Below are 24,554 nucleotides of genomic sequence, written 5' to 3' on the forward strand. Positions count from 1 at the left end.
AACTAACTACAACAAGTAGCGCAGGTGTTGCCTGCTCGCCTTGCTCCTCCCGTCTTTCGGGAATTTAAGCTCCAACACTGCCGGCATAGCCGTGCGGTGCTATTCGTGTTTGTAACGGCTACAATGCGTTGAATATGTGCTCCGGCATCTTGCGCTGCACATCCACTTTGCAGGCAAACCCCATATGCGCCAGTACATCCCGCTTGGGCTTTATGCCAGGGGCAACTTCAGTCAGCACTAGCCCATTAGGCCCCAGCTGGAAGACGGCGCGCTCGGTCACATAAAGCACTTCCTGCCCATTGGTTTTGGCATTTAAGGCATTGAAGGTGATGTGGTCTGTTTGCTCCACAAACTTTGTGTGGGTGCCATTGCGCGTCACCTTGAGTTTGTCTTTGCGGTACTCAACCTGAGAATCCACGCCCGTCAGTAAACCGCAAAACACGAGCTTTCTGGCGTTTTGTGAGATGTCGATGAAGCTGCCCGGCCCAACGATTTTACCATTCACTTTGGACAGGTTCACATTCCCATGCCGGTCCACTTCGCTCATGCCCAGAAAGGCAATATCCAGCCCGCCGCCGCTATAAAAATCAAACTGATCCAGTGAAGAAAGCAGTGCTTCAGACCCCAGAGCTGCGCCATAAAGAGAATCTCCCAGAAACTGGCCGTTGTGATGTCCGTGTTCGCAAGAGAGCCAGATCCTTTCCGCCAACTGCTTGCGCTGCTCAGCAAAGCGAATGCCAGCAGGAACGCCAAAGCCGATATTCACGGCTGCGTTTTCAATCAACTCCTCCGCAGCCCGGCGAGCAATCACCTTGCGGGCAATCTCGCTGGGTTCGTTTTGAACTCTTGTATGAGAGGGTTTGATATCCCCGCTGAGAGCAGGGCTGTACGGCGTGTCATAGGCAATAGTCTGGCCGGGGGCTTCGACAATCGCATCCAGAAACACTCCCGGAACCGCAACAGAGCGGGCAGGTAGGCTTCCGGTCTGCACCACGTTTCTAACCTGCGCAAAACAATGGCCACCACTGTTATGCGCAGCCGTCGCCAAACTGAGACAATCAAGTGTGACGGCTTCTTCATCAAGGCTGAGATTGCCTTTCGTGTCCGCCGCAGACCCGCAAATCAGAGCAAGGTCGATCTTGAACGGGCGGTACCGGAGGTATTCCTGACCATGCAGATGAAGCAGTTCCACAAGCTCATGCTTGGAAGACTTGCTGCATTTACCGCCGCCATGTCTGGGATCAACAAACGTCCCCAGTCCGGTGCGGGTGAAGAGACCGGGACGACCCGCACCAATTTCGCGGATCAACTGCTGAATAACACCAGCCGGAAGGCAATAAGCTTCCAGCTTGTCTTGAGAGATCAGTTTTTGGAGGGAAGGAGTGAGAACGAAGTGAGAGGTGATAATGCCGCGCAGCATTCCCTTATGAGCAAACCGGTTCAGCCCCCGTTTGTCACCATCTCCGATGGAGAGCGAGTTGATGATGAATAGGTTTTTGGGTTGCCCTGTTGAAAGAAACCGCTGCTCAATGGCCTCCAGCAAAGCTTCCGGCGTTGCAAGGCCCCGCCCACAGCCGCCAATGACGATGGTGTCGCCATCTTCCACAAAGGCCGCAATTTCACGCGCACTGCAGATCTGCATCCTGCTGGTTCCCGGAGTTCGTGTCCGTTTTGTCTTTGAACCAATTATCCCTCAAACCCTGAAAAGTCCGGTTAAGGCGCATGCAGATGAAATAAAGATCTTTGGAAGCAATGCTTTAAGTATGTGTGGCAAGAAAGATGCTTTTCAAACCATTATAATTTGTTATGTAAGTGGCTCAAATTTACAAAAAAGACTGGCTTAAAGTTGACTGTGTTTCAGGAAGATCAAGTGTTTCAGGTGGGAGAATTCATTCGTGGGGGCGGATTCCGCGACACTTATGAATGTGCGTCTGATCCAACGAAGCTCCTGAAGTTTGACCGGTACGAGGCTGGTGAGCGCAAAGTCAAAAGCCGTGGGTTTTTGAAAGACCTGTTTCGGTCGGTGCGTGCGAAATTAGGTTACAAGAAACAGCGTTTAAGCGGCAATCAGGATGAGTTGCTGGGGTGGCAGCACATTCAGGATGTTGGTTTGGAAGACCACCAGTCTTTTGCGAAAGTCTACGGGATTGTGGAGACGGATCGCGGACCTGCTTTGCTGACCGAGAAGATCGACAACTTTTGGCACCCGGAAATCCGAAGTATCCGGGATTACATCAGTCGCCATGGCCGGGTTGAGGACAAAGAACTTATTCGCGCTTTGATTGATTACTTTAAAATCTTACGTCAGAACCACGTTTCCTGTTTTGCCGACAGACCAGAAAATATGGGCATTGTTCTCGATACTGCAGGCAATAAGTACATCAAGAGCTTTGACGTAAAACCGTACCTGAACCATCAATTGCTGCCTCTTCATAAGATTGACTATCTTAACAAGAAGCGGATAAGGCGGCGGTTAGATCGCCACCTCGATATTTTAAGTGGCGATAGTTCCAGTGACGGCCACAAGATTTGATCTAGCCAAGATGAGTGGCTTGTTTTGTTAAACTAGCCACTGATTGAGAAAGGCTCGCCTCATTTCTCACTTACAGTTCATTTGCTTGCTGTATTTCGGCCAATTTTCTTCACCTATACACGCCTTGTATCTGGATTAGCTTCAGTTAAGCTGACGGGATTGCAAATTTGGTGAGCGCGATATTTTGTGCGCTGATTTTTCTGGTGTTATCAATCAAATGAAATTGGGGCGGGCTTCGTGGCGCAGAGTGAGGCAGTAAATACTTCCGTGTTGGCATTGTTCAAGCTGAGCGCGTTTCGTCGATTTTTTGGTGTTCTTGTTCCGGCAGCATTCGCGGACTGGATCGATTTCATCGCTATCATGGTGCTTGTCAGTTACAGCTGGGAAATGGGCGCGACCGAGGTTGCCAGTGTCATCATGGCTGCGACCTTGCCCCGTGTGATCTTCGGCCTGCCAGCCGGTGTTCTGGTTGACCGGATTGGTGCTGGCCCTGTGCTGATCGCCGGTTTGCTTATCCGAGCCGGGTTGATGGTTGGCATGTTCTTCTTTGCAACCAGTCTTTCGCTCCTTATCGCTTTTGTGTTTCTCAAAGCCACGGTGTCAGCCGCCTTTATGCCTGCGCAGCAACTGGCGTTGAAGAAAATCGTGCCGTCAAACATGCTGACACAAGCGGTCAGCGTGGATCATTTCGTCATTCAATCTACCAAGGTCTTTGCGCCAGTTTTGGGTGGTGCTTTGCTTGCCATCTGGAGCCCACACTCTGTCTTCTTGTTGGGGGGCGCGAGCTTTGCCGTAGCTTCTCTGATTTGCCTGAGCTTGTTAGGGGTGCTGAAAAAGGACGCTAACGATGCCTCAGAGGAAAGCACCGAGAAAAGCAGTGTGGTGAATGATGCCAAGGTTGGTTTGGCTTATCTTTGGAAAACACCGCGTCTTCTTTTAGGCATGGCGCTCATCTGCCTCTTTATATTCAGCGTCTTTCTTTATGAGGCTGTCCTGTTGCTCCTCATCAAGGAAACCGGTCAGCCAGAGAGTGCGGCTGGACCTATCCTGGGTTCGATTGGCGTTGGCGGGCTTATCGGAACTTATCTGACGGCCAAGATAGGAGATCGTGTCAACTTGCACCTGCTGATGGTGATTGGCTCTTTCTTCGGGGGCGCTCTCACCATAGTCGTGGGCTGGATTCCGTTCAGTTCAGTGCCTTTTGGGATGCAGGAACAGATGGCTCTCTGGTTCGTTGGCGGCGCCTTTACCAGCTTTATCACGGTGCCGTTTGGGGCAATCGTTGTTAAGCAAACGCCTGAGCATTTGCTGGGGCGTATCACTTCGGTTGGCGAGATGTTGCAATCGGGTCTCATGCTGATTGCGATTCCGATCGGCGCCTTTTTGGCAGAGCAGTGGTTTGTATCCATGCCCTTCTTTGCGGGCGGTGCTATTATGTGTGGTGGAGCGTTGATTGGGCTGCTTGCCGTACTTAACCTCGGCAAAGCGCCAGACGTGGAACCCGTGATTTCAGAGGAAGTTGTCTAAGCATTCCATCAAGCAGTTACGACTTTAATTGTGCTCGACCTTGCTTGATGGCTGAGGCATTCTCGCTGCATTGCTCAAATCTGCCACCTGCGCTGAGCAATGAGGGGGGAATGAAATGACAGGCTTTGTATTTAACACGGCGGCCAGCGTTGTATGTGAGCCCGGTGCGGTTCAGAAGTTGGATGAGCTCACGCTGAAAACCATCGGCAAGCGTGTTTTTCTGGTGAGTGATAAAGGACTGATGAAGGCAGGTCTTGTCGAGCCTGTGATCGCTCAGCTGGAAACTGTTGGAATAGACGTCACCTTGTTCGATGATGTTGTTGCTGACCCGCCAGAAGCCATCGTTTTGCACGCTGCAGAATTGGCAAAAGCGGCTGATGTGGACGGTGTTATCGGTCTGGGCGGTGGGTCCTCGCTGGATGTTGCCAAGCTTGTCGCACTGCTCGTTGGGGGAGGAGAGCAGCTCGCTGACATCTACGGTGTTGGAATGGCTAAAGGGAAAAGATTGCCCCTGATCCTTATCCCAACAACGGCTGGCACAGGGTCTGAAGTGACGCCAATCTCCATCATTACGACGGGTGAGGCCGAGAAGAAGGGCGTTGTGTCTCCGACCCTATTGCCTGACGTGGCAATACTGGATGCGGATCTCACGGTTGGCCTGCCACCACATGTCACGGCTGCAACTGGCATTGATGCGATGGTGCATGCAATTGAGGCCTACACGTCGACATCTGCAAACAACAACCCGGTGTCTAAAGTGTTGGCGCAGGAAGCCTTGCGTTTGCTGGGTGCGAATATCGAAAAAGCCGTGAACACGCCGCAGGATAAAGAGGCACGTTCCAATATGTTGCTTGGTTCTATGTTGGCAGGGCAGGCGTTTGCCAATTCCCCGGTGGCGGCTGTGCATGCGCTGGCTTATCCGATTGGTGGCATCTTTCATGTGCCTCATGGAGTTTCCAATGCGCTGGTTCTGCCGCATGTGATGCGGTTCAACTTGCCAACCTGTGCGCAGGCCTATGCTGAGCTTGCCCCTCTGGTGTTTCCGGAACTTTCAGAAATTCCGGCGGATAATCGAGGCAGCGTATTTGCAGACCGGTTGGCAGAGCTTTCCAAAGTTCTAGGGGTTGAAACAACGCTTCGCGAAGTGGGTATTGGTGAGCAGGACGTCGTGAACCTGGCCAGTGAGGCGATGAAGCAAACGCGGTTGCTGGTGAATAATCCACGTGAGGTGGATGAGGATAGCGCCTTGAAGATCTACCAGCAGGCTCTTTGAGAACGGATTGAAGCGGAGACCATAGACGATGAGCAAACCCAAAAAGCCGGCTGCGCATACCCGTGCACATTACGCGTTCTTCAGTGATGTCCAAACCCGTTGGGAAGACAACGATGTATATGGGCACATCAATAATGCGGTCTACTACAGCTATTTCGATAGTGCTGTGAACGCCTACCTCATCGAAAACGATGCCCTCAACATACATGAGGGGGATGAAATAGGGCTGGTTGTGGAATCTGGCTGCCAGTACTTCTCTGAGATTGCCTACCCGGAAAAGATCGATATTGGGCTGCGTGTCGGGCACCTGGGCAACAGCTCCGTGCGATACGAACTGGCCTTGTTTGCGCAAGATGCTGAGAGAGCAGCCGCACAAGGTTTTTTTACGCATGTGTACGTAGATCGTGCGACACGCAGGCCGCAAGCGCTCTCCGGCAATCTGCGTACTGCACTTGAGGCACTTCTACTACAGGTTGTTGATTCTTGATTGTTAAAAATGTAATGATTAATTGCACTTATAATAAATAGATGATGAGCGCATAAAACGATAAAACTTTCAGAAATTACTCAATTAATGCCTTAAATACCCACGGGTTAACCACTGGTTGAGATTTACAAGCTTAGGATGCCGCCAAGTCATGGGCAATGACTTCTATTCGGGAGAAATCGGGTCATGAGGCGGGTCCTCCAGCTATTTACGAATTTGCAGCTGTCGATGAAAATCGGCGGTGGCTTCATTATTGTACTCTTACTTTCCGCTGCAGCTGGTGGGATCGGAATCTTTTCTATCTCTCAGCTCACCAAGCAAACAGAGATGACAAATGCAACCATGCGTTTAATGCAGGGCCTGCATGATACGACATCAGCGCGCGAAACTTATTTGCGCAGCTTGAGCAAGTATGATGCAACCGCTGCGGCTGATGAGCTGAATCTGTTGGGCGCAGATCTGGAAGCTCTTCATGAGCAGGTTGTTGCAGATGGCAAAGATGGTACCGCCTTTGAAGAGACCCACGAAAATGTGCGGGCTCTGAAAGGTCTGTTCAGTCGTGTTCGTATGTCGACTGATATTCAGGAATCTCAGGTTGCCAAGATGATGTCTGCTGTTGCCAATCTTCAGATGATTGGCAAAAAGGTTCAGGCTGACATCTCAAAGATTGCGGCCTCGGCAACTGAGCAGGACAAGCTGGCCAAAGAGCAGCTGAAAGAAGCTGACAAAGCAGGCCGTCTTGTTGCGACTATTCAGAGCCAGGCCCTGAACATGCGCTACTTCTTCGTGAAGGCGACAACAAGCTCTGAAGAAGGCGCACTGCGCAAGACATTGCTCAGCGCAGCGAAAGCGCGCCGTGAGATCAAGAAACTGCAAAAAATCCAGCTGTCACATCTGGATGCCAAGGTTCTTCAAAGTCTGGCAGGTGTTTCAGATACGCTGGTTGATAAACTGAAAGCCCTGCGCGATTCTACGGACTTCTCCGAGATGTATTCGCTGCGCCAGGACATCACTGCAAGTATTGATGTGCTCGGCGAAACGGCTCAGCTGGTCATCGGCTTTACCTATCGCTCTATTGATGATGCGAACAGGAAGCAGGCTGAAGCGGTTGATCGTAAGCAGCAGGTTGATGCCGCACTGGCCTCAGTTTCCAACATCACACGCCAGACACTGGCTGTGAGCTCGTCTTCTCTTTCCTTCCTGCGTGCAGGGTCTGGTGTGAAGTCTGAGGAAGTCTCCAAGGAGATTGATCAGCTTGGCGCAGCAGGCCGCGAGTTTAAAGCGGGTGTGAAAGACATTGAAGGCGGCGTGAAGGCCTCTAAAGATGCCATCAAAGAAATCGCTGCGATCCGCTCTGGTTTCGGCTCAATGGCAAACGGTAAGAAAGAACTTGCCAGCCTTGTTACAAAGCTCACTGAGCAATCTGAAACAGTTCAGGGACAGATCATCGACATTGCAGCCTCTGAGGCTGAAAATGCGAGTGCAGCTGGTGACCTTGCAACCAATCTGATTGCAACGACTGTTGCTGTTGGTCTTGTACTTGGTGCGTTGATTGCACTGGGCCTGTCTCTTGCCATCACTCGTCCGACCAAGCGTCTGACTGGCATCATGGAGCGTCTGGCAAATGGCGATACCGATGTTGAGATTGCCGGCGCAAAGCGCAAAGACGAAATTGGTGACATGAGCCGCACGGTTCAGGTCTTCCGTGATAACGCTTTGGAACGTGCACGTTTGCGCGAAGAGCAGGCACATGTTGCTGAAAAGGACGCTGAAAAGCAGCGCGAAATTGAGCAGCTGATCACTGACTTCAGAAATACAGCCGCAAACTTGCTGACCTCTGTGAATGACAGCATGGGTGAGATGGGCGAGACAGCCAGCGTGATGGCAGATCTTGCTCGCGGTACCTCTGATCAGACAGAGCGGGCAGCGGCCTCTTCCACTGATGCTGCCAACAACGTGCAGATGGTTTCTGCCGCCGCAGAAGAGCTGAGCAGCTCCATTGAGGAAATTGCACGTCAGGTGAGCGCGACAACCTCTGTTGTTGCCAAAGCAACTGAGAGTGCGCACGTTTCCAACGACCGCATCAATGAGCTGGCCGATGCCACAGTCAAGATTGGTGAGGTTGTCGGGCTGATTCAGGCAATTGCCGAGCAGACCAACTTGCTGGCTCTGAATGCGACCATTGAAGCGGCGCGTGCTGGAGAAGCTGGTAAGGGATTCGCAGTAGTTGCGGCTGAGGTGAAAGAACTTGCCAACCAGACGTCCAAGGCTACAGAGGAAATTAGTTCCCAGATCTCTGCGATTCAGAACTCCACAACAGATGCTGTATCCTCCATCGAGGGCATCTCGCATACAATGGATGAGGTTACCGCATTTACCTCTGCAATTGCGACGGCTGTTGAGCAGCAGGGGGCTGCGACAACTGAGATTAGCCGCAACGTGCAGGAAGCTGCTGTGGGAACATCCAGCGTAAACGAGAATATGACGTTGGTCTCTGATGCAGTGAGTGAAACTAATACCGCGTCCTCACGTGTGCTGACAGCCTCTACAGAGGTGACTGAAAGTACGCGTGCGCTAGGCAGAGAAGTTGATGACTTCCTGACTGCGGTCGCGAAAGTCGGCTAACACACTCAAAATTCTAAAAATTGGAAGGCAGCTTAGATATTCTAAGCTGCCTTTTATTTTGTCCTGATTAAACAAAATGATTTCATTTATATATTTCCAGGAGGAATAGCATTTTAGAGTTGTAATAGTTCGAATTTATAGAATTGCACGTAAGTATTTTGTCTTTGTTGTGCCGCAAAGATAAATACAAAACGCTGATATATATGTATAGAATAACATATGCATGCTGAATATACTAAGGAATGACTTGGTGAATTAATAATAATCGTTTTTTATATTAACTGCTCGTCAATTTATGAAATACATATTCTGTCTGCTTGAATTTTATTCACTTAAGTAACGAAATAGAAAAACATAGAGGCAGCTATGTCGCCGGGTGCACATCTGTCCGATACTGAAAAAACATTCAGTGAGGCAGACATCATTGTTAGCAAGACCGACCTAAAGGGCCGCATTACGTACTGTAATGAGATCTTTTGCGAGATTGCGGGATACTCCTACAAGGAACTCATAGGTCAGCCACACAGCATTATTCGTCATCCAGACATGCCTCGGTGCGTCTTCGAGCTTCTTTGGAAGCGGATTGCGGATGGGCAGGAGGTCTTTGCGTATGTGAAGAACCTTTGCCGGGGCGGTGAGTTTTATTGGGTGTTCGCCCATGTGACTCCCACCTTCGACAATGCAGGAAAGATCATCGGATATCATTCAACACGCAGAGTGCCAGAGCGAAAGATCCTCAATGACGCGATCATTCCGTTCTACCAGCAGCTCATTGAGATGGAGCAGGCTCCAAAGAGCCGGAAAGACGGGCAACACAATAGCTCTGAGTTTCTGGCGAACTACCTCTCCGATAATCGGGTGACCTATGATGAATTTATCCTCACTCTCTAAGAGTGTCTTCCTGAGTTGCCTGACGGCTGCAATCTGCGTTGGTATTGCGCTTCAGGGAATGGGAGGGGAGAGCAACCTGCTTTCAATCCTCTCTGGTCTGGCTGGTGTGGCAGCAGTGCTCTTACTATTTTTCGTGCTTAAGGTACGGCGCGTGCTGAAGCATGTGACAGAAATCGCGACCTTGCAGGCAAGTGGTGATCTGGAAGCACGCACTCTTGTGGGAATGGATCATGGTGAACTGAAGGACCTGCTTGCGAGTGTGAATTACTCCACTGACAAGACAGATTCCTTTATTCGCGAAATGGTGGCATCCACGCACGCTTTGTCAGCGAACAAGTATTATCGCCGCGTTGTCACGCGCGGGCTGCAAGGCTCGTTTCTGGTTTATGCAACTCAGGTGAATGAGGCGATCGCGAAGGTACAAAACCGGATCTGTGATTTCTCTGGTCAAACTGATGCTTTTGAACAGCTGACCCGCAATGCGACAGACCTGCTTTCCAGCTCGGGCCAGAACATGAGCGACAATGCGCAGCAGATGGAACAATCCGCCGGCCTGACCCTTCAGCGCGCATCTGCCGTGACCGTGGCGTCTGAAGAGACATCCGCAAATGTGCAGACCGTATCTGCTGCTGTTGAGGAGCTTTCTGCCTCTGCCGCAGAGATCGGCAATCAAGTGAAATTTACTGCTGATGTTACGAGAACAGCTGTTCAGGAAGTTGAAGCTGGCGAAACCAAGATCAGCAGCTTGAGCGCCGCCGCCGAGACCATCGGCGATGTTGTGGAACTCATCAGCTCCATTGCTGAGCAGACGCATTTGCTGGCGCTCAATGCGACGATTGAAGCAGCGCGGGCAGGGGAAACGGGCAAAGGCTTTGCCGTTGTGGCAGGTGAGGTAAAGGATCTGGCAGGTCAGACTTCTGATGCAATCGGTCAGATCTCCGGTCAGATTGAGGCCATCCAGTCAGCGACTGCAGAAACAGTTGTCTCGTTTAAGCAGGTAGCAGAATCCATTTCCAAGATTGAAAGCGTCACGGATTCCATTTCGCTCTCTGCAAGACAGCAAGCAGAAGCGACCACCGAGATCGCCCAGAATATTGCCGAGGCTTATTCTGGTACACGGCTTGTGGCCAGCAACGTGGCGGATGTTTCGACTTATGCGAATGAAACGGAAAATGCTGCTGAGCATGTGATCGGATCTGCGGTTGAGATGAACCAGCAGATTGCATCGCTGTCTTCCGCTGTGACCGAGTACATCACCGAGCTGCGCAACGGCCCGCTGAGCAACAGCGAGATGCGCACTTGATACTTCCTTTGTCCTGAAACACGATATGGGAGACCTAATTCGCGTTTCAGGACGCTCTAAAGGACTGAGCCACCTACCACATTGCTATCACAACAAAGGATAGCAACATGAAAACTCTGGTTCTTGGCACACTCTTAGCAATGGCCTGCACGTCTGCTTTGGCGGATCAGCAGATTGCAGGCTATGACCGCCTTATCGTATCGGCCTCTCATCGCACGTCTGCTGTTGCAGCGTCTGTGTGGTATCCGATCAAAACACCAACCTACCGCAATGTGATTGGCGACAACGCGGTGTTTAAGGGCACCTCCGCCTATGTTGGCGCCGCAATCAAAGAGGGCAAGCATCCACTTATTGTGCTCTCGCATGGCTCCGGCGGTAACATGGATGGGCTTTCATGGCTGTCATCCGGATTGGCACTGAAAGGCGCAATGGTCCTCGCTGTCAATCACCCGGGCAGCACCTCCGGCGATTCCTCGCCCCGCCGGTCACTGCGCCTTGATGAGCGTGCCAAAGATCTGACGGCCGCACTGGATGAGCTTCTGAATGATCCGGCTTTTGCTGACTATATTGATGAAGGTCGTATTACCTCACTTGGATTCTCTTTGGGAGGGGCGACCGCACTGAACCTGGCAGGTCTGCGGTTTAAGGGCGATCAGTACAACGAGTACTGCAACGGGATTGGCAAGGGACAAGCAGACTGCGTCTTTCTCTCCAAGGGCGGCGTTGATTTTTCGAGACTACCTGCAGGCTTTTCAAAAGAGGCGCAAGATAGTCGGGTTACTGCCGCGATTGCCGTCGACCCCGGCTTTACTTATGTCATTGACGAACAAAGCCTGATGGAGGTTAAGCAACCTGTGCTCTTGCTAAACATTGGTGAAGAGAACCTATGGAAAGCGGCTGATGTGGGACCAGAAGGCAGTAACCTGGTAGCTAAGCTGGAAAATGCGAACCTTGCTGTCGTCAAACCCGGACATCACTTCACATTTCTGGCGGAGTGTAAGCCAGAAGGGCCTGCCGTGCTGGCAGCTGAAAATGATGATCCGGTATGTGATGATCCTGAAGGAACTGATCGGGCACAGATCCATGAGGACATTCTTGAAGAAATCGCACGCTTCTTGAAGCTGTAAACGGAGAGAGCTGTGAAGCTCCCTCTCCATGCAATCAGAGGAGGCCTTGCTCGCGCTTGGCCTCTTCCAACTCTTCTTCATCGGTATATCCGATGAGAATACCGGCCTGAAGCTCTTTGCCTGCGTTGGCTTTGATTTGTTCGTCGGTCATCGTAATGCGAGTGTGATGCTTGCGATACCAGGCAAACAAAGCCTCGCTCATGCGTTCCCGTTCTGCAGTAAATGCGGGATCAGCGCCAAGGTCATTCAGCTCCTGAGGGTCTTCTTCAAGATCAAAGAGCATAGGGCGGAAGCCTTCTGCATGGATGAACTTCCAGCGCTTGTCCATGATCATCGCAAGGCGGCAATCTACCACCGGCAACCCAAGATCCATCCGCGCATTGCGCATGGAATAATCGTACTCACTAATGGCAAACTCACGCCACTGAACAGGTTCAACAGTTTCGAGCAACGGCAAGAGAGAGCGGCCTTCAAGCACGTTTGATTTGGGCGTGCCGCCACAGAACTCGACAAAGGTCGGCGCCAGATCGATTGCTTCGACCAACTCTTCGCTGACGTTGCCACGTGTCTCATCAGCCTCTGCTCTTGGATCAACAATGATCAGCGGAATTTTGACAGATGGTTCGTGGAAGAGCTCTTTCTCGCCCATCCAATGATCGCCCAAGTAATCTCCATGGTCGGAGGTGAACACTATCATGGTGGTGTCTGTCAGGCCCTTTTCGTCGAGAAACGCCATGAGCTTGCCGATTTCATCGTCGATCTGTTTGATCAGGCCCATGTAGGCAGGAATGACTTTTGCTCGGGTCTCATCATTGGAAAACGCCTTGGAAACGCGCTCACCCATAAAAGCCTGAAACACAGGATGCGGATCTTGCTTCTCGTCATCTGAGCGAACGACAGGCAGAACATCATCTGCCCCATACATGTCATGGTAGGGGGCTGGAACGATATAGGGCCAGTGAGGTTTGATAAGTGAAAGATGCACACACCATGGCTCTTCACCAGCAACGGCAACAAAGTCTTTGAACCGGTGGATCATGTAAGGCGTTTCGGCATGTTCAGCCTGAACCCGCGCTGGTTTGTCAGCGTGACCAAGCAACCAGCCGGAGAGGATCTCACCGTCCTCGCTCTCAGCGGAGTTCGCCCATTGCTCCCATTGGTTTGGGCCATGGTATCCTTTGGCTTGGAGGTAACTGTCGTATTGCGGATTTGGAGAGTATAACCCATCGGGGTGAAGTCCGTCATCTCGCTCGAACACTTCAAACCCGCATTCAGCAACGCGGGCACCAATGAAGCTTTCCGGAGAGATGCCGAGGCGGGCCATGCCGTCAGAATCTGCACGCATATGGGTTTTGCCAACCAACACGTTGCGCACGCCAATCTCTTGCAAATGATCCCCGAGCGTTGGCTCCCCGACACGAAGCGGTATGCCGTTCCACGTGCTGCCGTGAGAGCGCACATAACGCCCTGTATAGAAACTCATGCGAGATGGGCCGCAAATGGGAGATTGAACATAAGCGCGGTTAAACCGAACACCTCGTTCCGCCAGTTTGTCAATATGTGGAGTGTGCAGATGCGGGTGACCGTAACAGCTCAGATAATCAAACCGTAATTGATCACACATGATCCAGAGCACATTGCGCCCGTTAGCCATATCAAACACCTCCCCTGATTGACGTGGCTATATTCCCTTATTTGTCACGGGATTAGCAAGAGGAACTCCGTGTTTTACTTGACCTAAATGGCGTTGAGTTTTTCAACCATTGCTGAGCAAATTTTGCTGGTTATACTCCTGCGTGTTTCTGAATTAAGAATTTTGAGGGAGATAGTTGAAATGTATTTGTCGAATAAGTTTATTGCATCGGGCGTTGGAGTACTTGGCTTAATCAACTTGTTTATGATGCAATCTGCGGGCGCCGCAGAACGTGTTGTCTCCATTCCTGTCGACAGCCAGAGTGTGGTCGGTACTTTGGAGACCGCAGCACAAGAAAACGCCCCAATCGCAATTCTGTTGCATGGTTTTACCGGAACGCGTGACGAGCTACCGGTAAAGGAAACTGAAGAAGGTGTCTTCTCTCGCATGGCACGTTTGCTGGCCGAGCGCGGTGTTTCATCGCTGCGGATTGACTTTCGGGGCTCAGGCGAAAGTGATGGAAAGTGGGAGGACACAACGTTCTCCGGGCAGATTAAGGATGCGGTCACAACCATTGACTGGGTGCGTGCCCAGAAGCAATTCAAAGGCACTAAGATTGCTTTGATTGGATGGAGCCAGGGTGGGCTTGTTGCCAGCCATGCAGCTGCTGCACGACCAGATGTGGACACCGTAGTTTTAATGGCGCCCGCAACCAATCCGTTGGTGACGTTTACGGGTCTCTTCGGAACGGAGTTGGTGAACAAAGCGATGACTGCTGATCCTGAAACGCCGATCACAGGAAGCTTGCCATGGGGTGTTGAAACAACACTGAAAGCCCGGTTCTATCAGGAAATGCCAATCACCAGTCCATTAGCAGCGATGGCGCACTTCGACGGGCCATTGCTTGTAATGATGGGTCTTAAGGATGCTCTGATCACACCACAGCCAGCAATTGGTGAGGCGTGGATGGCATATCATGATGGCGAAGAGAAGCTCATCGTGCTCGATACAGATCATGTTTGGAGTGCATTTGAAGGCCCGCAGATGATTGATGAACACGTCGTTCCGGATATCTTAGAATGGTTTGACGCGCAGCTTTAAAGCAGAACGCGATCAGCTGCTTACACCAGGCAGCTGATCGCAGCTGAATAACTTTCAGTATAGTTTTGCCAATGTTCCACTAAGCTTTGTGCTGCAATACGATGGAAGCTTAAGGGCAAGCAAGGTGCTGGATGTAAAACTAAAAGAGCAAACAGTCGCGATCCCAATCGGAGAGCAAAAGATTATCGGGACACTCGCTGGTGCGACGGAGGCAACGACACCCTTGTTGATCCTTCTGCATGGCTTTCATGGAAACCGCGATGAGCTGGCGATCAAAGGGACAGAGGAAGGCATCTTCTCTCGTATGGCTCGTATACTAGCCGAAGTTGGCTATGCTTCCTTGCGCATTGATTTTCGTGGGTCTGGTGACAGTGACGGGGCTTGGGAAGATATTACATTCGACAGCCAGAGAGATGATGCTGTTGCAGTTATTGATTGGGTCCGCAGGCAAAATCAATTTTCATTTTCCAAACTCATCCTGGTTGGATGGAGCCAAGGTGGCTACATAGCTGGCTGCGCAGCAACCAAACGGCCTGATCTTGATGGCATTGCTTTACTGGCGCCAACTGTGCACCCGAGGAAGACGTTCCGGCATTTGGTTGGTGAGAAAGTCAGAACCTGTTCGGCCTTATCAGATCCAGATAGACTGGTTTCCGCGGAGTTTCCATGGGGAACCAAGATTCAGATTAAAGCCCAGTTTTTTCACGACTTGCCCGAAGTCCCGCCAGTTCTTGAACAATCAGGCTTTGCCGGAGCGATGTTGGTCGTTGCTGCCATAAATGACCGAGTCATTTTCCCTCAACCAACCGTCAGTGAAATCTGGCTGCGTCGCCATTCGGGACCAAAGCAACTTGCTGTCATCAACACAGATCACGTATTCGGTGCGATGGAGGGCCCAGAAGAGTTCGATCACCAGCTCATGCCTGCATTGTTGAATTGGTTGGTTCTGCTTAACCATTCTTTATAAATTTGCCTTAGAATTTTCTTTCTTTTATTGAATTTTTACGAAAAACTGAGCCGCCTGACACCGTTATGGGATAACATTTCTTTTATGTAATATTGTAGTTTTTCATTAGATATTTCAGCATTAGGGGATAATTTATTACAGATGTAGCTCAAAAAAGCTTCAGAAAAATAAGAGTTTATCTTTCTTGTATCTCGTAACAGCTTCCAACGAGATGAGAAAATTTGCTTTGTTAAATATTGCTTTGCTGGGTACGAAATGTTTGCCTTTTCTAATTGGAAGAGGGCAGAAAAGAAACGATCATGGTGCTGTTGAGTTGTGTTCGCGCTTAAGTTGTTGCGCGTTTGGGGCCGCAGCCAATACACAACATCATGGATATAAGCGAGTCGATTAGCAGCTGCACTCAAGCTTAAGGGCAAAGACTGGTCTTGGATGAATATCCGTTCATCGGCTCCACCAGCTGTTCTCCATAGTTGAGAGTCAACAAGAAAGCCCATGTGTACGATCTGTTTTCGAGCGCAATAGGCCAATGGATCTTTTGCAACAGTGACAAGTGAGCTGACATCGACGAGGGCCTGCGTCTGAAAACCACGTTTTGATTTTCCGAAAACAAGGGCTGCTCCAGTGTCTCCTGCAATGTTGAGTAAGGTGCGGGTACCATTGGAAGTGAGGAAGTCATCTGCGTCGAGTGGAATTAAGTAACTGCCGCTAGCATGCTTAGCAGCTTGATTAATTCGAACTGATGGACCGCGATTTTGCTTGTTCTCAATTATCTTAATACGAGAATCTTTTGCCGCTTCAATCTTGAGAAATTCGATTGAACGATCAGATGAACAGTCATCTACAAAGATAAACTCTACCTGTGCGCCGTCTAAACCACTTTGGTTTTGTAAACACTGGATTGTTTGTGGAAGTTCTTGTTCCTTATTATATACGGTTAATAAATAACTGATGAGCGGCTTCACGATGGTACCTGTACAAACCTACATATGTTTCATCGCTTCTTATTAGCCTTTTTTGCCCTTTCAATCAATTGATACTGGTAATATTTAGCTAGTCTAACGAACCTGGAATAGGCATAGTTGTGAGCATCTACGATGCCCCATAGCCCATAAAACACACCTCTACGTATAAAATAGCTTTTCAAAAACGCGAGAGGGAATTCTGTTAGTAATCTCAGCGGTGATATTCGTCGTCCTCTGGAAATCATATCCTGAACTTGCATATCAGAATAGCGATTGAATTTTTCTACTGTAAACTGAATTGATCGTTGCGAGCGATGATCAACTTTGCCTTTTAATCTTGCTATCTTAGCTTCCTCATGTGGTCTCACTGTGTCGTGAACACTCGAGGATGAAAAACGACCTTTTTCTTTGTTGTAAAGACGATATTGCCAGTAACCATATGCCCACTTTTTTGCTGTCTTTTCATGCGGGAAAACGTCGACGATATGTACTTTGTAGATATCTGCACGCGGAGTTGATGTGAAAATTTCTGTGATCTCATCAGCTAGTTTTAAAGTGATTTCTTCATCGGCATCTATGTTGAGTAACCAAGTGTTTCTGCATTGATCTTCAGCAAAGCGCTTTTGCTTACCGTACCCGTCCCATTTATTGTAGATGACCTTAGCTCCAGCTTTTTCTGCAAGAGCGACTGTGTTGTCTGTTGATCCTGAGTCTACAACAATTACTTCATCAACCAACGTTTTCACACTATTGATTGCCATCAAGATACGATCTTCTTCATCTTGGCTAATGATGAAGGCAGAGATTGGCAGGTTGTTGATCAAGGGACTGTTCTCTAAGGTTAAAGTCGGATTTTATTTTTGCGATACATCTTGTACGACAGTTTTGCAACAAACTATAAAGTTACTACAGTTTTGTAATGCACTTATAAATTTAGGCTGCTCGTACTTTGCAAAGAAAAGTTGGTGATGGGTCGTCTTATTCGATGTGTTGATTAACTCTGAGCTGGGTTTCTAACAGGCATATCAACATGAAAGCTACCTTGTCTAAGCTGTAATTTAGTTTTAGTGGGATGAATTATGAAAGTTAGCTAGCTGCACCCACCCACGATATCGGATCGTGAATGGGCGCTTTTTAGGAGGGGAGAGCGTCTTAGCTTTCGACGAAGCGTTGCAGGTCGTTGAAGCTGCTGCTCCAGCCGTGGTTGTGGTTTTTGGTCTGCTCTGGATCGGCGAATACTTTTTGTAACATGGTCATCCGGGTGCCATCCTTGATCGGCTCGAAGGTGACCTCAACGTCTGTCTCGTGGCCGCGAACGCCATCATTTATCCAGCCCCATGTGAAGCAAAGGCGGTTAGGACGATCCAGAACCTTGTAGATGCCCGAAACCGTATAAGCTCCACCTTCCTTGGTGGACGTCATGGTGGTTTTCCATTTGCCACCGGAGCGTACATCCATTTCGCATTCTGGTGTGGTCATACCTTCAGGTCCCCACCACTGCGCGAGCATCTCTGGATTTGTCCAGGCATCAAAGACTTTTTCGGGAGAAGCTTTGAAGTCCCGTGTGATGCGCAGTATGGTTTCGTCCTGTGTCATGCTATCGGTTGCCGTCATTGTCTTCCCCTTGCTGTTTATCGAGTAACGCTTCCAATCGGTCGAAACTGGTGTTCCAGAAGGCTTGGTAACGCTCGATCCATTGATGCAGGTCTGCAAAACGTTCTTTCTTCAATGCGCACACCCTCCATTGCTTTTCGACGCGTCGTTCGATGAGGCCAGCGCTTTCAAGCAGTTTAAGATGTCGGGATATGGCTGGAGCAGACATCTTGAAGGGTTCGGCCAGTTGTCCGACTGGCAAGTCTCCTTCATTGAGAAGTCGTTCGACAATGGCAAACCTCGTCGGGTCGGCCAAAGCTCCAAAAACTTCCGGCAAGTTGGTTTGTGTATTCATTTCACCATCTCTTTAATTAACGTAATTGTTAAGTGAAAATTCGAGCTTCGTCAACCCGCACGGCTGATTCACGTATTGTCGGATTTGCTTTTGGTTGGGAGAGATAAGTGCTTTTGGAAAGAGAGACGAAGAAAGTTGCTCACAGGCTGAGTAATTTACAAATATATCTGCGCGTCATTTTGGTAATAAACAATAACAATTGGCACCCAAAAAATAGATCTGCCAAACGCTGCAATTTATTCAACATTCAGCGGCAGAAAGTCATAGAAAACCAAGAAAAACTGCGATAGGTGGCAATCTATTCTTTGGTGTCTGGACATAAGTTTCAGCACCTTCCCTCAAAATCTAATGATGTGTCGCTCGCTGGCGAATTTCTGCGGGAACAACGGCACAATCCCGGAATTCGCAGGCCAGTTATGAGTGAGATGGTTTCGCATGCCCCAGCTCAGGGGAACGTTAAATTTGGTATCCTCTGGATGGTGGCAGCCATGTTTATGTTCGTCATTGTCGATAGTGTCGGCAAGTATCTGTCTTTGTCCTATCCGGTGCTGCAGGTGGTCTGGGGCCGGATGTTTTTCCATCTGCTGTTCATGCTGATCTTCTTGGCGCCCCGCGTGAAAACCATGATCACACCCAACAACGGGTCAGTCGTGTATCTGCGTGCAATTCTTGTTTTGGTTATGACAATTGGCTCGGTCGCTGCTGCGCAGCTAATCCCCGTCGCAACGCTTCACGCCATAGCCTTGCTTTCTCCTATGATGGTGACGGCCATGTCTGTTCCAATTCTTGGCGAAAAGGTAGGTTTGCGGCGTTGGGCTTCAATTCTCGTGGCGTTCATTGGAGCGCTGTTGATTGTAAAACCAGGTGCAGGTGTACTTGATCTTGGCGCGTTGATCGCTGTGGCGACCATTGTGGTGTATTCCGCAGGTCATATCGTGGCGCGGTACGCCAGCAAGTTTGATAGTCCGTCGACAGTGCTGTTTCATACAGCTCTGCTGGGAGCTGTCGTTACCTCTCTGTTTACGCCGATTTTCTGGCAGGCGCCTGATTTGGAGGGTTGGGCTCTGCTGACATTGATCGGCGCAGTGTCTGGTTTTGGGCACTACGCCATTGTGAAAGCATTTTCTTTTGGTGAGGCTTCAACCATCGCACCCTTCAGCTACAGCAGCCTTATTTGGGCGATGCTGATCGGGTTGATGTTCTTTGGTGAGTTTCCTGACGGACTGACTCTTGTTGGCGCTGCCATCATCTTTGGGTCCGCCATTTATATGTGGCATCTGGAAAAAGTCTTGGGGGGAGCGGCGTAGATCAGCCACCAGTTCGGCATAATGCTTTGATTGTTAAAACTCTCTGCTTTAAAACTGGGGGATCACTGCGAGGGGGAACAGTATGCATGTGAAAATGCTTGGTTGTGGCGACGCGTATGATCCGCAAAAAACGAACTCATCTTTGTTGATCTCAGAAGGTGAGTTCAAGCTTCTTATTGATTGCGGCCCAACCGTGCCTCAGGCGTTGTTTGCAAATGGCATGACAGCTGAAGATATCAGCTGCATCTACATCTCGCATTGCCATCCGGATCATTGTCTTGGTTTAACAACGCTGCTCAATTACATGAAATCGTTCAAGCGCTCGAAGCCGTTGACTATCTTTCGTCAGGCTTCTCAGCATCAGGCTTTGTATCGGCTTATGGAGTTTGCGTACTGGCCGGAAAAAGACCTGGGGTTTGACCTCCACTGGCAAGATTCTGAGGGCTTGGCAGTCGTTGGGCCTTGGAATGCGGCGACCACCGCCAGTAATCATTCAGTTCCAAACCGCAGCCTGCAGCTCAAAAGCGAAACTGTAACCCTGTTTTATTCAGGCGATGGCCTTTTGTCTCCAGAAGGGGAGCAGCTTGCTGCGCAGGCGGACCTTGCCTTCATAGAGTGCGAGTACATGACTGCCGCAAACGGGCATGGCTCCTGGGCAGATGTAAAAGACTTGCCGCGAAAAGCAGGCAGTCGCTGGGTGCTGTACCACATTGATGATGCGTCCAGACCTGCCGTGGCTGAAGCCATCAAGGATTATGCGGAGTTTTCTCTGGGTGAAGATGGTCGTGAGTTTGAACTCGCGGAACTGAAGGCTTAGGCGACTGCCTGAGCCTTTCCAAGCCAGTCAGTGGCAAAGATTTTTGCCGTTAGAGGCTTGGCGAAATGATAGCCTTGCGCATAGCAACATTTGATATCTTTGAGCAGGTCAACTTGCGTCAGGTTTTCAACGCCTTCTGCAATAACCTTCAGGTCGAGCAGACTGGCCATCGCGGTGATTGCTTCAACAATATCGCGTGTGGCCTGATCTGTTTCCATCCTCTGCACAAAGCTATGATCAATCTTAAGCTTGTCCAGCTTTTGGGTGCGTAGTTGCCAAAGCGCAGAATGGCCGGTGCCAAAGTCATCAATGGCGATGATCATGCCAGCATTGGCAAGGGCATCCAGATTGGTTTGAGTATGGCCTGTTTCGTTGATGAATGCAGACTCACTCAATTCAATCTCGTAGATTTCTGGTGGAACTTCCAGGCTCTGCAGCAGAGCGAGAATCTCGACCACACGATTTGGCTTTGCCAGCTCTCGTTCCGAAAGGTTGATTGCGATGCGGCCTGCGAACTCGAACCCTTCAGCAACCCATTGACGATATTGGCAGGCTGTCTCGCGGAAGAGCCAGTCTGAAATGTCGTCGATCATATTCTGACATTCGGCAATCGGAATGAACTCGGAGGGGGAGATCGCACCAAGGTCCGGGTCTTCCCAACGCATCAACGCTTCAACGCCATAAAGCTTGTCGTTCTTCAACTCTACAATTGGCTGATACTTGAGCCGCAAGTTGCCTTCCTCGATCGCAGTTGTGAGCTTTTCGGAAATTAGAACTTTGCGAACGACGGCTTCTTCCATCTGACAGGTGTAGAAGCTGAAGCCGAGATTGTTGTACTTGGAATGGTACATGGCAATGTCGGCTTGCTTGAGCATGGTGCTGCTGGACGCACTTGCCAATTGGCTCACAGCAACGCCGATGCTTGCAGAAAGAATTGGAGATTGCTCGCCCAAATCAATCGGGGCGACCATTGCTGTCTCCAGACGGTGAACCGTCATTTCGGCTTCCGCGTTGGAAGTATCTCGCAGCAAAATGACAAACTCGTCACCACCAAGGCGAGAGAGCAGGGAATTCTTGGTCAAGACGCTCTCAAAGCGCTTAGCGGCCTGCACCAGGAACTGATCGCCAGCATCATGCCCCAATGTATCGTTGATCTCTTTAAAGCGGTCCAGATCCATATAAATGACAGCGCATTGGTTTGAACCATCCTTAGTCGTCGCAACAGCGCTTTCCAACTCTTGCAGAAAGTGCGCGCGGTTTGGCAAGCCGGTCAGAGCATCCGTGTAAGCGAGCTTGGAAAGCTCCTCTTCGCTCTCTTTTTTAGCCGTGATGTCTTTCTTGATCGCCAGATAGTACTTCTTGTTCGCGCTGCCGCCTTGCCATTCAACCGGAGAGATCTTGGAGTGCTCGACGTACTCGGAGCCATCTTTGCGCCGGTTGATGAATTCACCTTCCCATGGCTTGCCATGGTTCAAGGTTGCCCAGAGATCATCAAAGGTTTCTCGTGGTGTCTTACCGGAGCGCAGGAAGTCCAGATTTCGACCAACAGCGTATTCTGCGGAGTAGCCGGTCGCTTTCTCAAATTGCGAATTCACATAGACAATTGTACCTTCATGATCTGCAACCATGATGGTTTCAGAACATTGCTCTACTGCAACTGAAAGAAGCTCAGGAGGTACTGGCACAAGATCCTCGGCTAGACTCGAAATAAAATTGCATGCACTGAATAATTAAACTCAAAGATAATCGCAATGCTTCACTTCAGATAATTAAGGGAAAGATTTAGTTATAATTGTCTTTAATATTTCGTTTAGGAATAATGAAATCTAAACACCGAAGTATGCGTAAGTATTGGTGTGTATTTATATTATAAATTTTGTTGATGTATTAGTACTGCATGGTGCATTTTTGCGCAACATTAAGTCTTATGCGGCATTTGAGTTGAAATAGAATTTGCGTTCAACATCGTACCGATGTTTCTTTGGGTGTTTGGAAAAGAATATTTACCACTACATTTATAACTAGAGCTTTAGTTCTAATTATTGTCCATAGTTTTCACGGAGTATACAAGGGTAGATTGCAGATCAAAAAAGGAGAGCAATTGCTCTCCTTTTTGTTGATTATGCGTTCTGCAGCTGTGCGGTTATCGGGATATCCCGCCGCCCGCCGGCCGTGCTGCTTTCAACGGCGAGGTCAAGGACTTGCTGAAGATTCGCTGCATGGCGGAAGGTTGGGTGGCCATTCACACCAGATTGCACGGCCTCTGCAAATTTACGGTAGTTGTTTGGTGTTGGAGCAAGCTCAATCTGCTCCCATTCCGCCTTCTCAAGGTTTGGGCCTGAACAGACGAACAACTCACCCAGACCACCGGTGTTGGTGACCTTGATGCCGCCTTTGGTGCCGTGAACCTGAAGGTGCAGATTGTTCATATGCCCGGAAGCAAAACGGCTGGCATGAACAACACCAACAGCGCCAGATGTGGTTTCTGCCATCATGGTGAAGCTGTCATTGGCATCCAGTTTGTACTCTCCAATCTGATTGCCCGGTGCTTTGTCAAAGGTCTTCAGGTGGCAGGAGATAGACTGGTACGGCGCGCCAATCGCAAACCCGGCAAAGTCGAGAATGTGAATGCCGACGTCCCCCAAAACGCCCAGTGACCCGTGCGCCTCAGAAAGGCGCCAGAGCCATTTCTCTTCTTTGTCCCAATGACCCCATGCAGGTTGGGTCAGCCAGCTTTGCAGATAAGAGGCCTCGAAATGGCGAACTTCACCAATTTCACCTGCTGCAATCAGCTCATGAGCTTTTTGAAGGGCTGACACGTCGCGATAAGACAGGTTGACCATGTTGATCAGACCGGCTTTTTCGGCTGTAGTTGCCATTTCGTCAGCATCGGCAAAATTGCTTGCCAGTGGCTTTTCGCAGAAGACGTGTTTGCCACCTGTCAGAAGCGGCATTGTGGTTGGGTGATGGACAGCATCAGGCGTGACGTTTGCCACCGCATCAAATTCGCCCCATGCAAGAGCGTCTTCCAGTGAGGTGAAGCGTTTGGCGATGTTGTGTTTATCGCAGAAGGCCGTCAGGCGTTCTTCATTACGGTCAACGCCGCCAACGATTTCAACACCGTCGATTTCACCGAACTTGTTGGCATGGCTGTTTGCCATGCCGCCGGTTCCTACAATAACGAGACGCATCAACGATACCCTTCCTCGCCTGCTTCGTGCAGGCGTGGTCCGCGTTCTTCAATTTTCTCTGGTGCTTCATCTACTGGCACATTTGGAGCCGCATTCGGATCAGCAATGCGTGGTTGCGGGTTGTAGGCCCACTTCACACCGTTGGCGATGACGCGCTGTACGGTTTCGTTGTGGTATGTTGGATAAGTCTCATGGCCTGGGCGGAAATAGAAAATATTGCCTGCACCGCGCTTGTAAGTCAGGCCGGAACGGAAGACTTCACCGCCCTGGAACCAGCTGATGAAGACGGTTTCCAGCGGCTCCGGCACACCAAATGGTTCGCCATACATTTCTTCATTTTCCAGCTCAAAGCTGTCTGGAATGCCTGCAGTGATTGGGTGGTTGCGGGATGTAACCCAAAGACGCTCACGCTCGCCAGCTTCGCGCCATGTCAGGTTACAGGGGGCGCCCATCAAACGCTTGAAAGGTTTTGCAAAATGCGCAGAGTGGAGGAAGATCATGCCCATGCCAGACCAGACACGTTCACACACACGTTCAACGATTTCGTCAGAAACGTCTCCGTGCGCTGCGTGGCCCCACCAGATCAGAACATCTGTGTCTGCAAGACGTTCTTCAGTCAGGCCGTGCTCTGGATCTTGCAAAGTTGCGGAGGTTGCAGAAATTTCTGGATCATTGTTCAAAGCAGCAGCAATGTGATTGTGCATCCCATCAGGATAGATGTCGGCAACAACTTTGTTTTTTTGCTCGTGGACGTTTTCGCCCCAGACAATGGTCTTAATCATTGGCGTATTCCGATAGATGTGGAGTGTCTTGCCTGAGGGCCAGACAAAACGGAGATATGGAAAGGGCCTTCCCCATTGCG

21 protein-coding genes are annotated in these 24,554 nt (G+C 49.9%); 12 read left to right on the forward strand and 9 right to left on the reverse strand.

Annotated features, from left to right (window positions below):
* Positions 1-118 precede the first annotated feature (118 nt).
* The gene (locus tag PsW64_RS05975; RefSeq protein ID WP_063287657.1) at positions 119-1,642 is read right to left on the reverse strand and encodes an acyl CoA:acetate/3-ketoacid CoA transferase; all 1,524 of its coding nucleotides are present in this window, start codon (positions 1,640-1,642) and stop codon (positions 119-121) included.
* A gap of 228 nt (positions 1,643-1,870) precedes the next feature.
* Here PsW64_RS05975 and PsW64_RS05980 point away from each other — a divergent pair, with 228 nt between their 5' ends.
* The 8 genes from PsW64_RS05980 to PsW64_RS06015 all read left to right on the forward strand — a co-directional run bounded on the left by PsW64_RS05980 (position 1,871) and on the right by PsW64_RS06015 (position 11,766).
* Positions 1,871-2,533: a YrbL family protein gene (locus PsW64_RS05980; RefSeq protein WP_208860291.1), complete on the forward strand. Its 663-nt coding sequence runs from the start codon at positions 1,871-1,873 to the stop codon at positions 2,531-2,533.
* A 237-nt stretch (positions 2,534-2,770) separates the two neighbouring features.
* Positions 2,771-4,060 carry an MFS transporter gene (locus tag PsW64_RS05985; protein WP_063303011.1) on the forward strand — a complete coding sequence of 430 codons (1,290 nt, stop codon included), beginning with the start codon at positions 2,771-2,773 and terminating at the stop codon, positions 4,058-4,060.
* 115 nt (positions 4,061-4,175) lie between these two features.
* Positions 4,176-5,333 (forward strand): iron-containing alcohol dehydrogenase, encoded by a 1,158-nt coding sequence (locus PsW64_RS05990; RefSeq protein ID WP_063303012.1) that lies wholly within the window; start codon positions 4,176-4,178, stop codon positions 5,331-5,333.
* 28 nt (positions 5,334-5,361) lie between these two features.
* Positions 5,362-5,820, forward strand: a complete 459-nt coding sequence (locus PsW64_RS05995; RefSeq protein WP_063303013.1) for an acyl-CoA thioesterase — start codon at positions 5,362-5,364, stop codon at positions 5,818-5,820.
* Between the two features lie 228 nt (positions 5,821-6,048).
* The gene (locus PsW64_RS06000; RefSeq protein WP_208980592.1) at positions 6,049-8,445 is read left to right on the forward strand and encodes a methyl-accepting chemotaxis protein; all 2,397 of its coding nucleotides are present in this window, start codon (positions 6,049-6,051) and stop codon (positions 8,443-8,445) included.
* 366 nt (positions 8,446-8,811) lie between these two features.
* Positions 8,812-9,336: a PAS domain-containing protein gene (locus tag PsW64_RS06005; protein WP_063293494.1), complete on the forward strand. Its 525-nt coding sequence runs from the start codon at positions 8,812-8,814 to the stop codon at positions 9,334-9,336.
* Positions 9,314-10,639 (forward strand): methyl-accepting chemotaxis protein, encoded by a 1,326-nt coding sequence (locus PsW64_RS06010; protein WP_063303124.1) that lies wholly within the window; start codon positions 9,314-9,316, stop codon positions 10,637-10,639. Before PsW64_RS06005 ends, PsW64_RS06010 begins: the two co-directional genes overlap by 23 nt.
* A 107-nt stretch (positions 10,640-10,746) precedes the next feature.
* Positions 10,747-11,766 carry an alpha/beta hydrolase family protein gene (locus PsW64_RS06015; protein ID WP_063303015.1) on the forward strand — a complete coding sequence of 340 codons (1,020 nt, stop codon included), beginning with the start codon at positions 10,747-10,749 and terminating at the stop codon, positions 11,764-11,766.
* 34 nt (positions 11,767-11,800) lie between these two features.
* Here the strand turns inward: PsW64_RS06015 and PsW64_RS06020 are convergent, their stop codons facing one another.
* On the reverse strand, positions 11,801-13,420 hold the full coding sequence (locus PsW64_RS06020; protein ID WP_063303016.1) for an alkaline phosphatase family protein: 1,620 nt from the start codon (positions 13,418-13,420) through the stop codon (positions 11,801-11,803).
* 180 nt (positions 13,421-13,600) lie between these two features.
* Here PsW64_RS06020 and PsW64_RS06025 point away from each other — a divergent pair, with 180 nt between their 5' ends.
* Both PsW64_RS06025 and PsW64_RS06030 read left to right on the forward strand, forming a co-directional pair.
* Positions 13,601-14,500 carry an alpha/beta hydrolase family protein gene (locus tag PsW64_RS06025; RefSeq protein WP_063303017.1) on the forward strand — a complete coding sequence of 300 codons (900 nt, stop codon included), beginning with the start codon at positions 13,601-13,603 and terminating at the stop codon, positions 14,498-14,500.
* Between the two features lie 124 nt (positions 14,501-14,624).
* A complete protein-coding gene (locus PsW64_RS06030) occupies positions 14,625-15,467 on the forward strand; it encodes an alpha/beta hydrolase family protein (RefSeq protein ID WP_063303018.1) in 843 nt (280 codons plus the stop codon).
* 35 nt (positions 15,468-15,502) lie between these two features.
* Here PsW64_RS06030 and PsW64_RS06035 read toward each other — a convergent pair whose 3' ends face one another.
* From PsW64_RS06035 to PsW64_RS06050, 4 genes are all read right to left on the reverse strand, one after another.
* Entirely contained in the window at positions 15,503-16,429 is a 927-nt protein-coding gene (locus tag PsW64_RS06035; protein ID WP_063303019.1) for a glycosyltransferase family 2 protein, read from the reverse strand.
* A gap of 29 nt (positions 16,430-16,458) precedes the next feature.
* Positions 16,459-17,253: a glycosyltransferase family 2 protein gene (locus PsW64_RS06040; RefSeq protein ID WP_063303020.1), complete on the reverse strand. Its 795-nt coding sequence runs from the start codon at positions 17,251-17,253 to the stop codon at positions 16,459-16,461.
* A gap of 328 nt (positions 17,254-17,581) precedes the next feature.
* Positions 17,582-18,043, reverse strand: a complete 462-nt coding sequence (locus PsW64_RS06045) for an SRPBCC family protein (RefSeq protein WP_208980593.1) — start codon at positions 18,041-18,043, stop codon at positions 17,582-17,584.
* Positions 18,027-18,377, reverse strand: a complete 351-nt coding sequence (locus PsW64_RS06050; RefSeq protein ID WP_063303022.1) for an ArsR/SmtB family transcription factor — start codon at positions 18,375-18,377, stop codon at positions 18,027-18,029. The genes PsW64_RS06045 and PsW64_RS06050 overlap by 17 nt, the downstream gene beginning before the upstream one ends.
* 416 nt (positions 18,378-18,793) lie before the next feature.
* Here PsW64_RS06050 and PsW64_RS06055 point away from each other — a divergent pair, with 416 nt between their 5' ends.
* Positions 18,794-19,684, forward strand: coding sequence for a DMT family transporter (locus PsW64_RS06055; RefSeq protein ID WP_063303023.1), 891 nt, complete (start codon positions 18,794-18,796; stop codon positions 19,682-19,684).
* 82 nt (positions 19,685-19,766) lie between these two features.
* Complete coding sequence (locus PsW64_RS06060; protein ID WP_063303024.1) at positions 19,767-20,501, forward strand: MBL fold metallo-hydrolase; 735 nt, start codon at positions 19,767-19,769, stop codon at positions 20,499-20,501.
* On the opposite strand, the gene PsW64_RS06065 is transcribed toward PsW64_RS06060, so the two are convergent.
* The 3 genes from PsW64_RS06065 to PsW64_RS06075 all read right to left on the reverse strand — a co-directional run bounded on the left by PsW64_RS06065 (position 20,498) and on the right by PsW64_RS06075 (position 24,474).
* A complete protein-coding gene (locus PsW64_RS06065) occupies positions 20,498-22,186 on the reverse strand; it encodes a putative bifunctional diguanylate cyclase/phosphodiesterase (protein ID WP_063303025.1) in 1,689 nt (562 codons plus the stop codon). The two genes, PsW64_RS06060 and PsW64_RS06065, sit on opposite strands and share 4 nt — an antisense overlap.
* A gap of 435 nt (positions 22,187-22,621) precedes the next feature.
* Positions 22,622-23,692 carry a Gfo/Idh/MocA family protein gene (locus PsW64_RS06070; RefSeq protein ID WP_063303026.1) on the reverse strand — a complete coding sequence of 357 codons (1,071 nt, stop codon included), beginning with the start codon at positions 23,690-23,692 and terminating at the stop codon, positions 22,622-22,624.
* The gene (locus PsW64_RS06075) at positions 23,692-24,474 is read right to left on the reverse strand and encodes a ThuA domain-containing protein (protein WP_057461049.1); all 783 of its coding nucleotides are present in this window, start codon (positions 24,472-24,474) and stop codon (positions 23,692-23,694) included. The genes PsW64_RS06070 and PsW64_RS06075 overlap by 1 nt, the downstream gene beginning before the upstream one ends.
* Between the last annotated feature and the right edge of the window lie 80 nt (positions 24,475-24,554).

The sequence above is a fragment of the Pseudovibrio sp. W64 genome (genome assembly GCF_001623145.1).
Lineage (GTDB): Bacteria > Pseudomonadota > Alphaproteobacteria > Rhizobiales > Stappiaceae > Pseudovibrio.

What these genes read in the sequence shown, in the direction of transcription:
- PsW64_RS05975 (WP_063287657.1), bottom strand. Translation starts at nt 1,642, where the DNA reads ATGCAGATCTGCAGTGCGCGTGAAATTGCGGCCTTTGTGGAAGATGGC.
- PsW64_RS05990 (WP_063303012.1), top strand. Translation starts at nt 4,176, where the DNA reads ATGACAGGCTTTGTATTTAACACGGCGGCCAGCGTTGTATGTGAGCCC.
- PsW64_RS05995 (WP_063303013.1), top strand. Translation starts at nt 5,362, where the DNA reads ATGAGCAAACCCAAAAAGCCGGCTGCGCATACCCGTGCACATTACGCG.
- PsW64_RS06000 (WP_208980592.1), top strand. Translation starts at nt 6,049, where the DNA reads ATGAAAATCGGCGGTGGCTTCATTATTGTACTCTTACTTTCCGCTGCA.
- PsW64_RS06005 (WP_063293494.1), top strand. Translation starts at nt 8,812, where the DNA reads ATGTCGCCGGGTGCACATCTGTCCGATACTGAAAAAACATTCAGTGAG.
- PsW64_RS06010 (WP_063303124.1), top strand. Translation starts at nt 9,314, where the DNA reads ATGAATTTATCCTCACTCTCTAAGAGTGTCTTCCTGAGTTGCCTGACG.
- PsW64_RS06015 (WP_063303015.1), top strand. Translation starts at nt 10,747, where the DNA reads ATGAAAACTCTGGTTCTTGGCACACTCTTAGCAATGGCCTGCACGTCT.
- PsW64_RS06020 (WP_063303016.1), bottom strand. Translation starts at nt 13,420, where the DNA reads ATGGCTAACGGGCGCAATGTGCTCTGGATCATGTGTGATCAATTACGG.
- PsW64_RS06025 (WP_063303017.1), top strand. Translation starts at nt 13,601, where the DNA reads ATGTATTTGTCGAATAAGTTTATTGCATCGGGCGTTGGAGTACTTGGC.
- PsW64_RS06045 (WP_208980593.1), bottom strand. Translation starts at nt 18,043, where the DNA reads ATGACGGCAACCGATAGCATGACACAGGACGAAACCATACTGCGCATC.
- PsW64_RS06050 (WP_063303022.1), bottom strand. Translation starts at nt 18,377, where the DNA reads ATGAATACACAAACCAACTTGCCGGAAGTTTTTGGAGCTTTGGCCGAC.
- PsW64_RS06055 (WP_063303023.1), top strand. Translation starts at nt 18,794, where the DNA reads ATGAGTGAGATGGTTTCGCATGCCCCAGCTCAGGGGAACGTTAAATTT.
- PsW64_RS06060 (WP_063303024.1), top strand. Translation starts at nt 19,767, where the DNA reads ATGCATGTGAAAATGCTTGGTTGTGGCGACGCGTATGATCCGCAAAAA.
- PsW64_RS06070 (WP_063303026.1), bottom strand. Translation starts at nt 23,692, where the DNA reads ATGCGTCTCGTTATTGTAGGAACCGGCGGCATGGCAAACAGCCATGCC.
- PsW64_RS06075 (WP_057461049.1), bottom strand. Translation starts at nt 24,474, where the DNA reads ATGATTAAGACCATTGTCTGGGGCGAAAACGTCCACGAGCAAAAAAAC.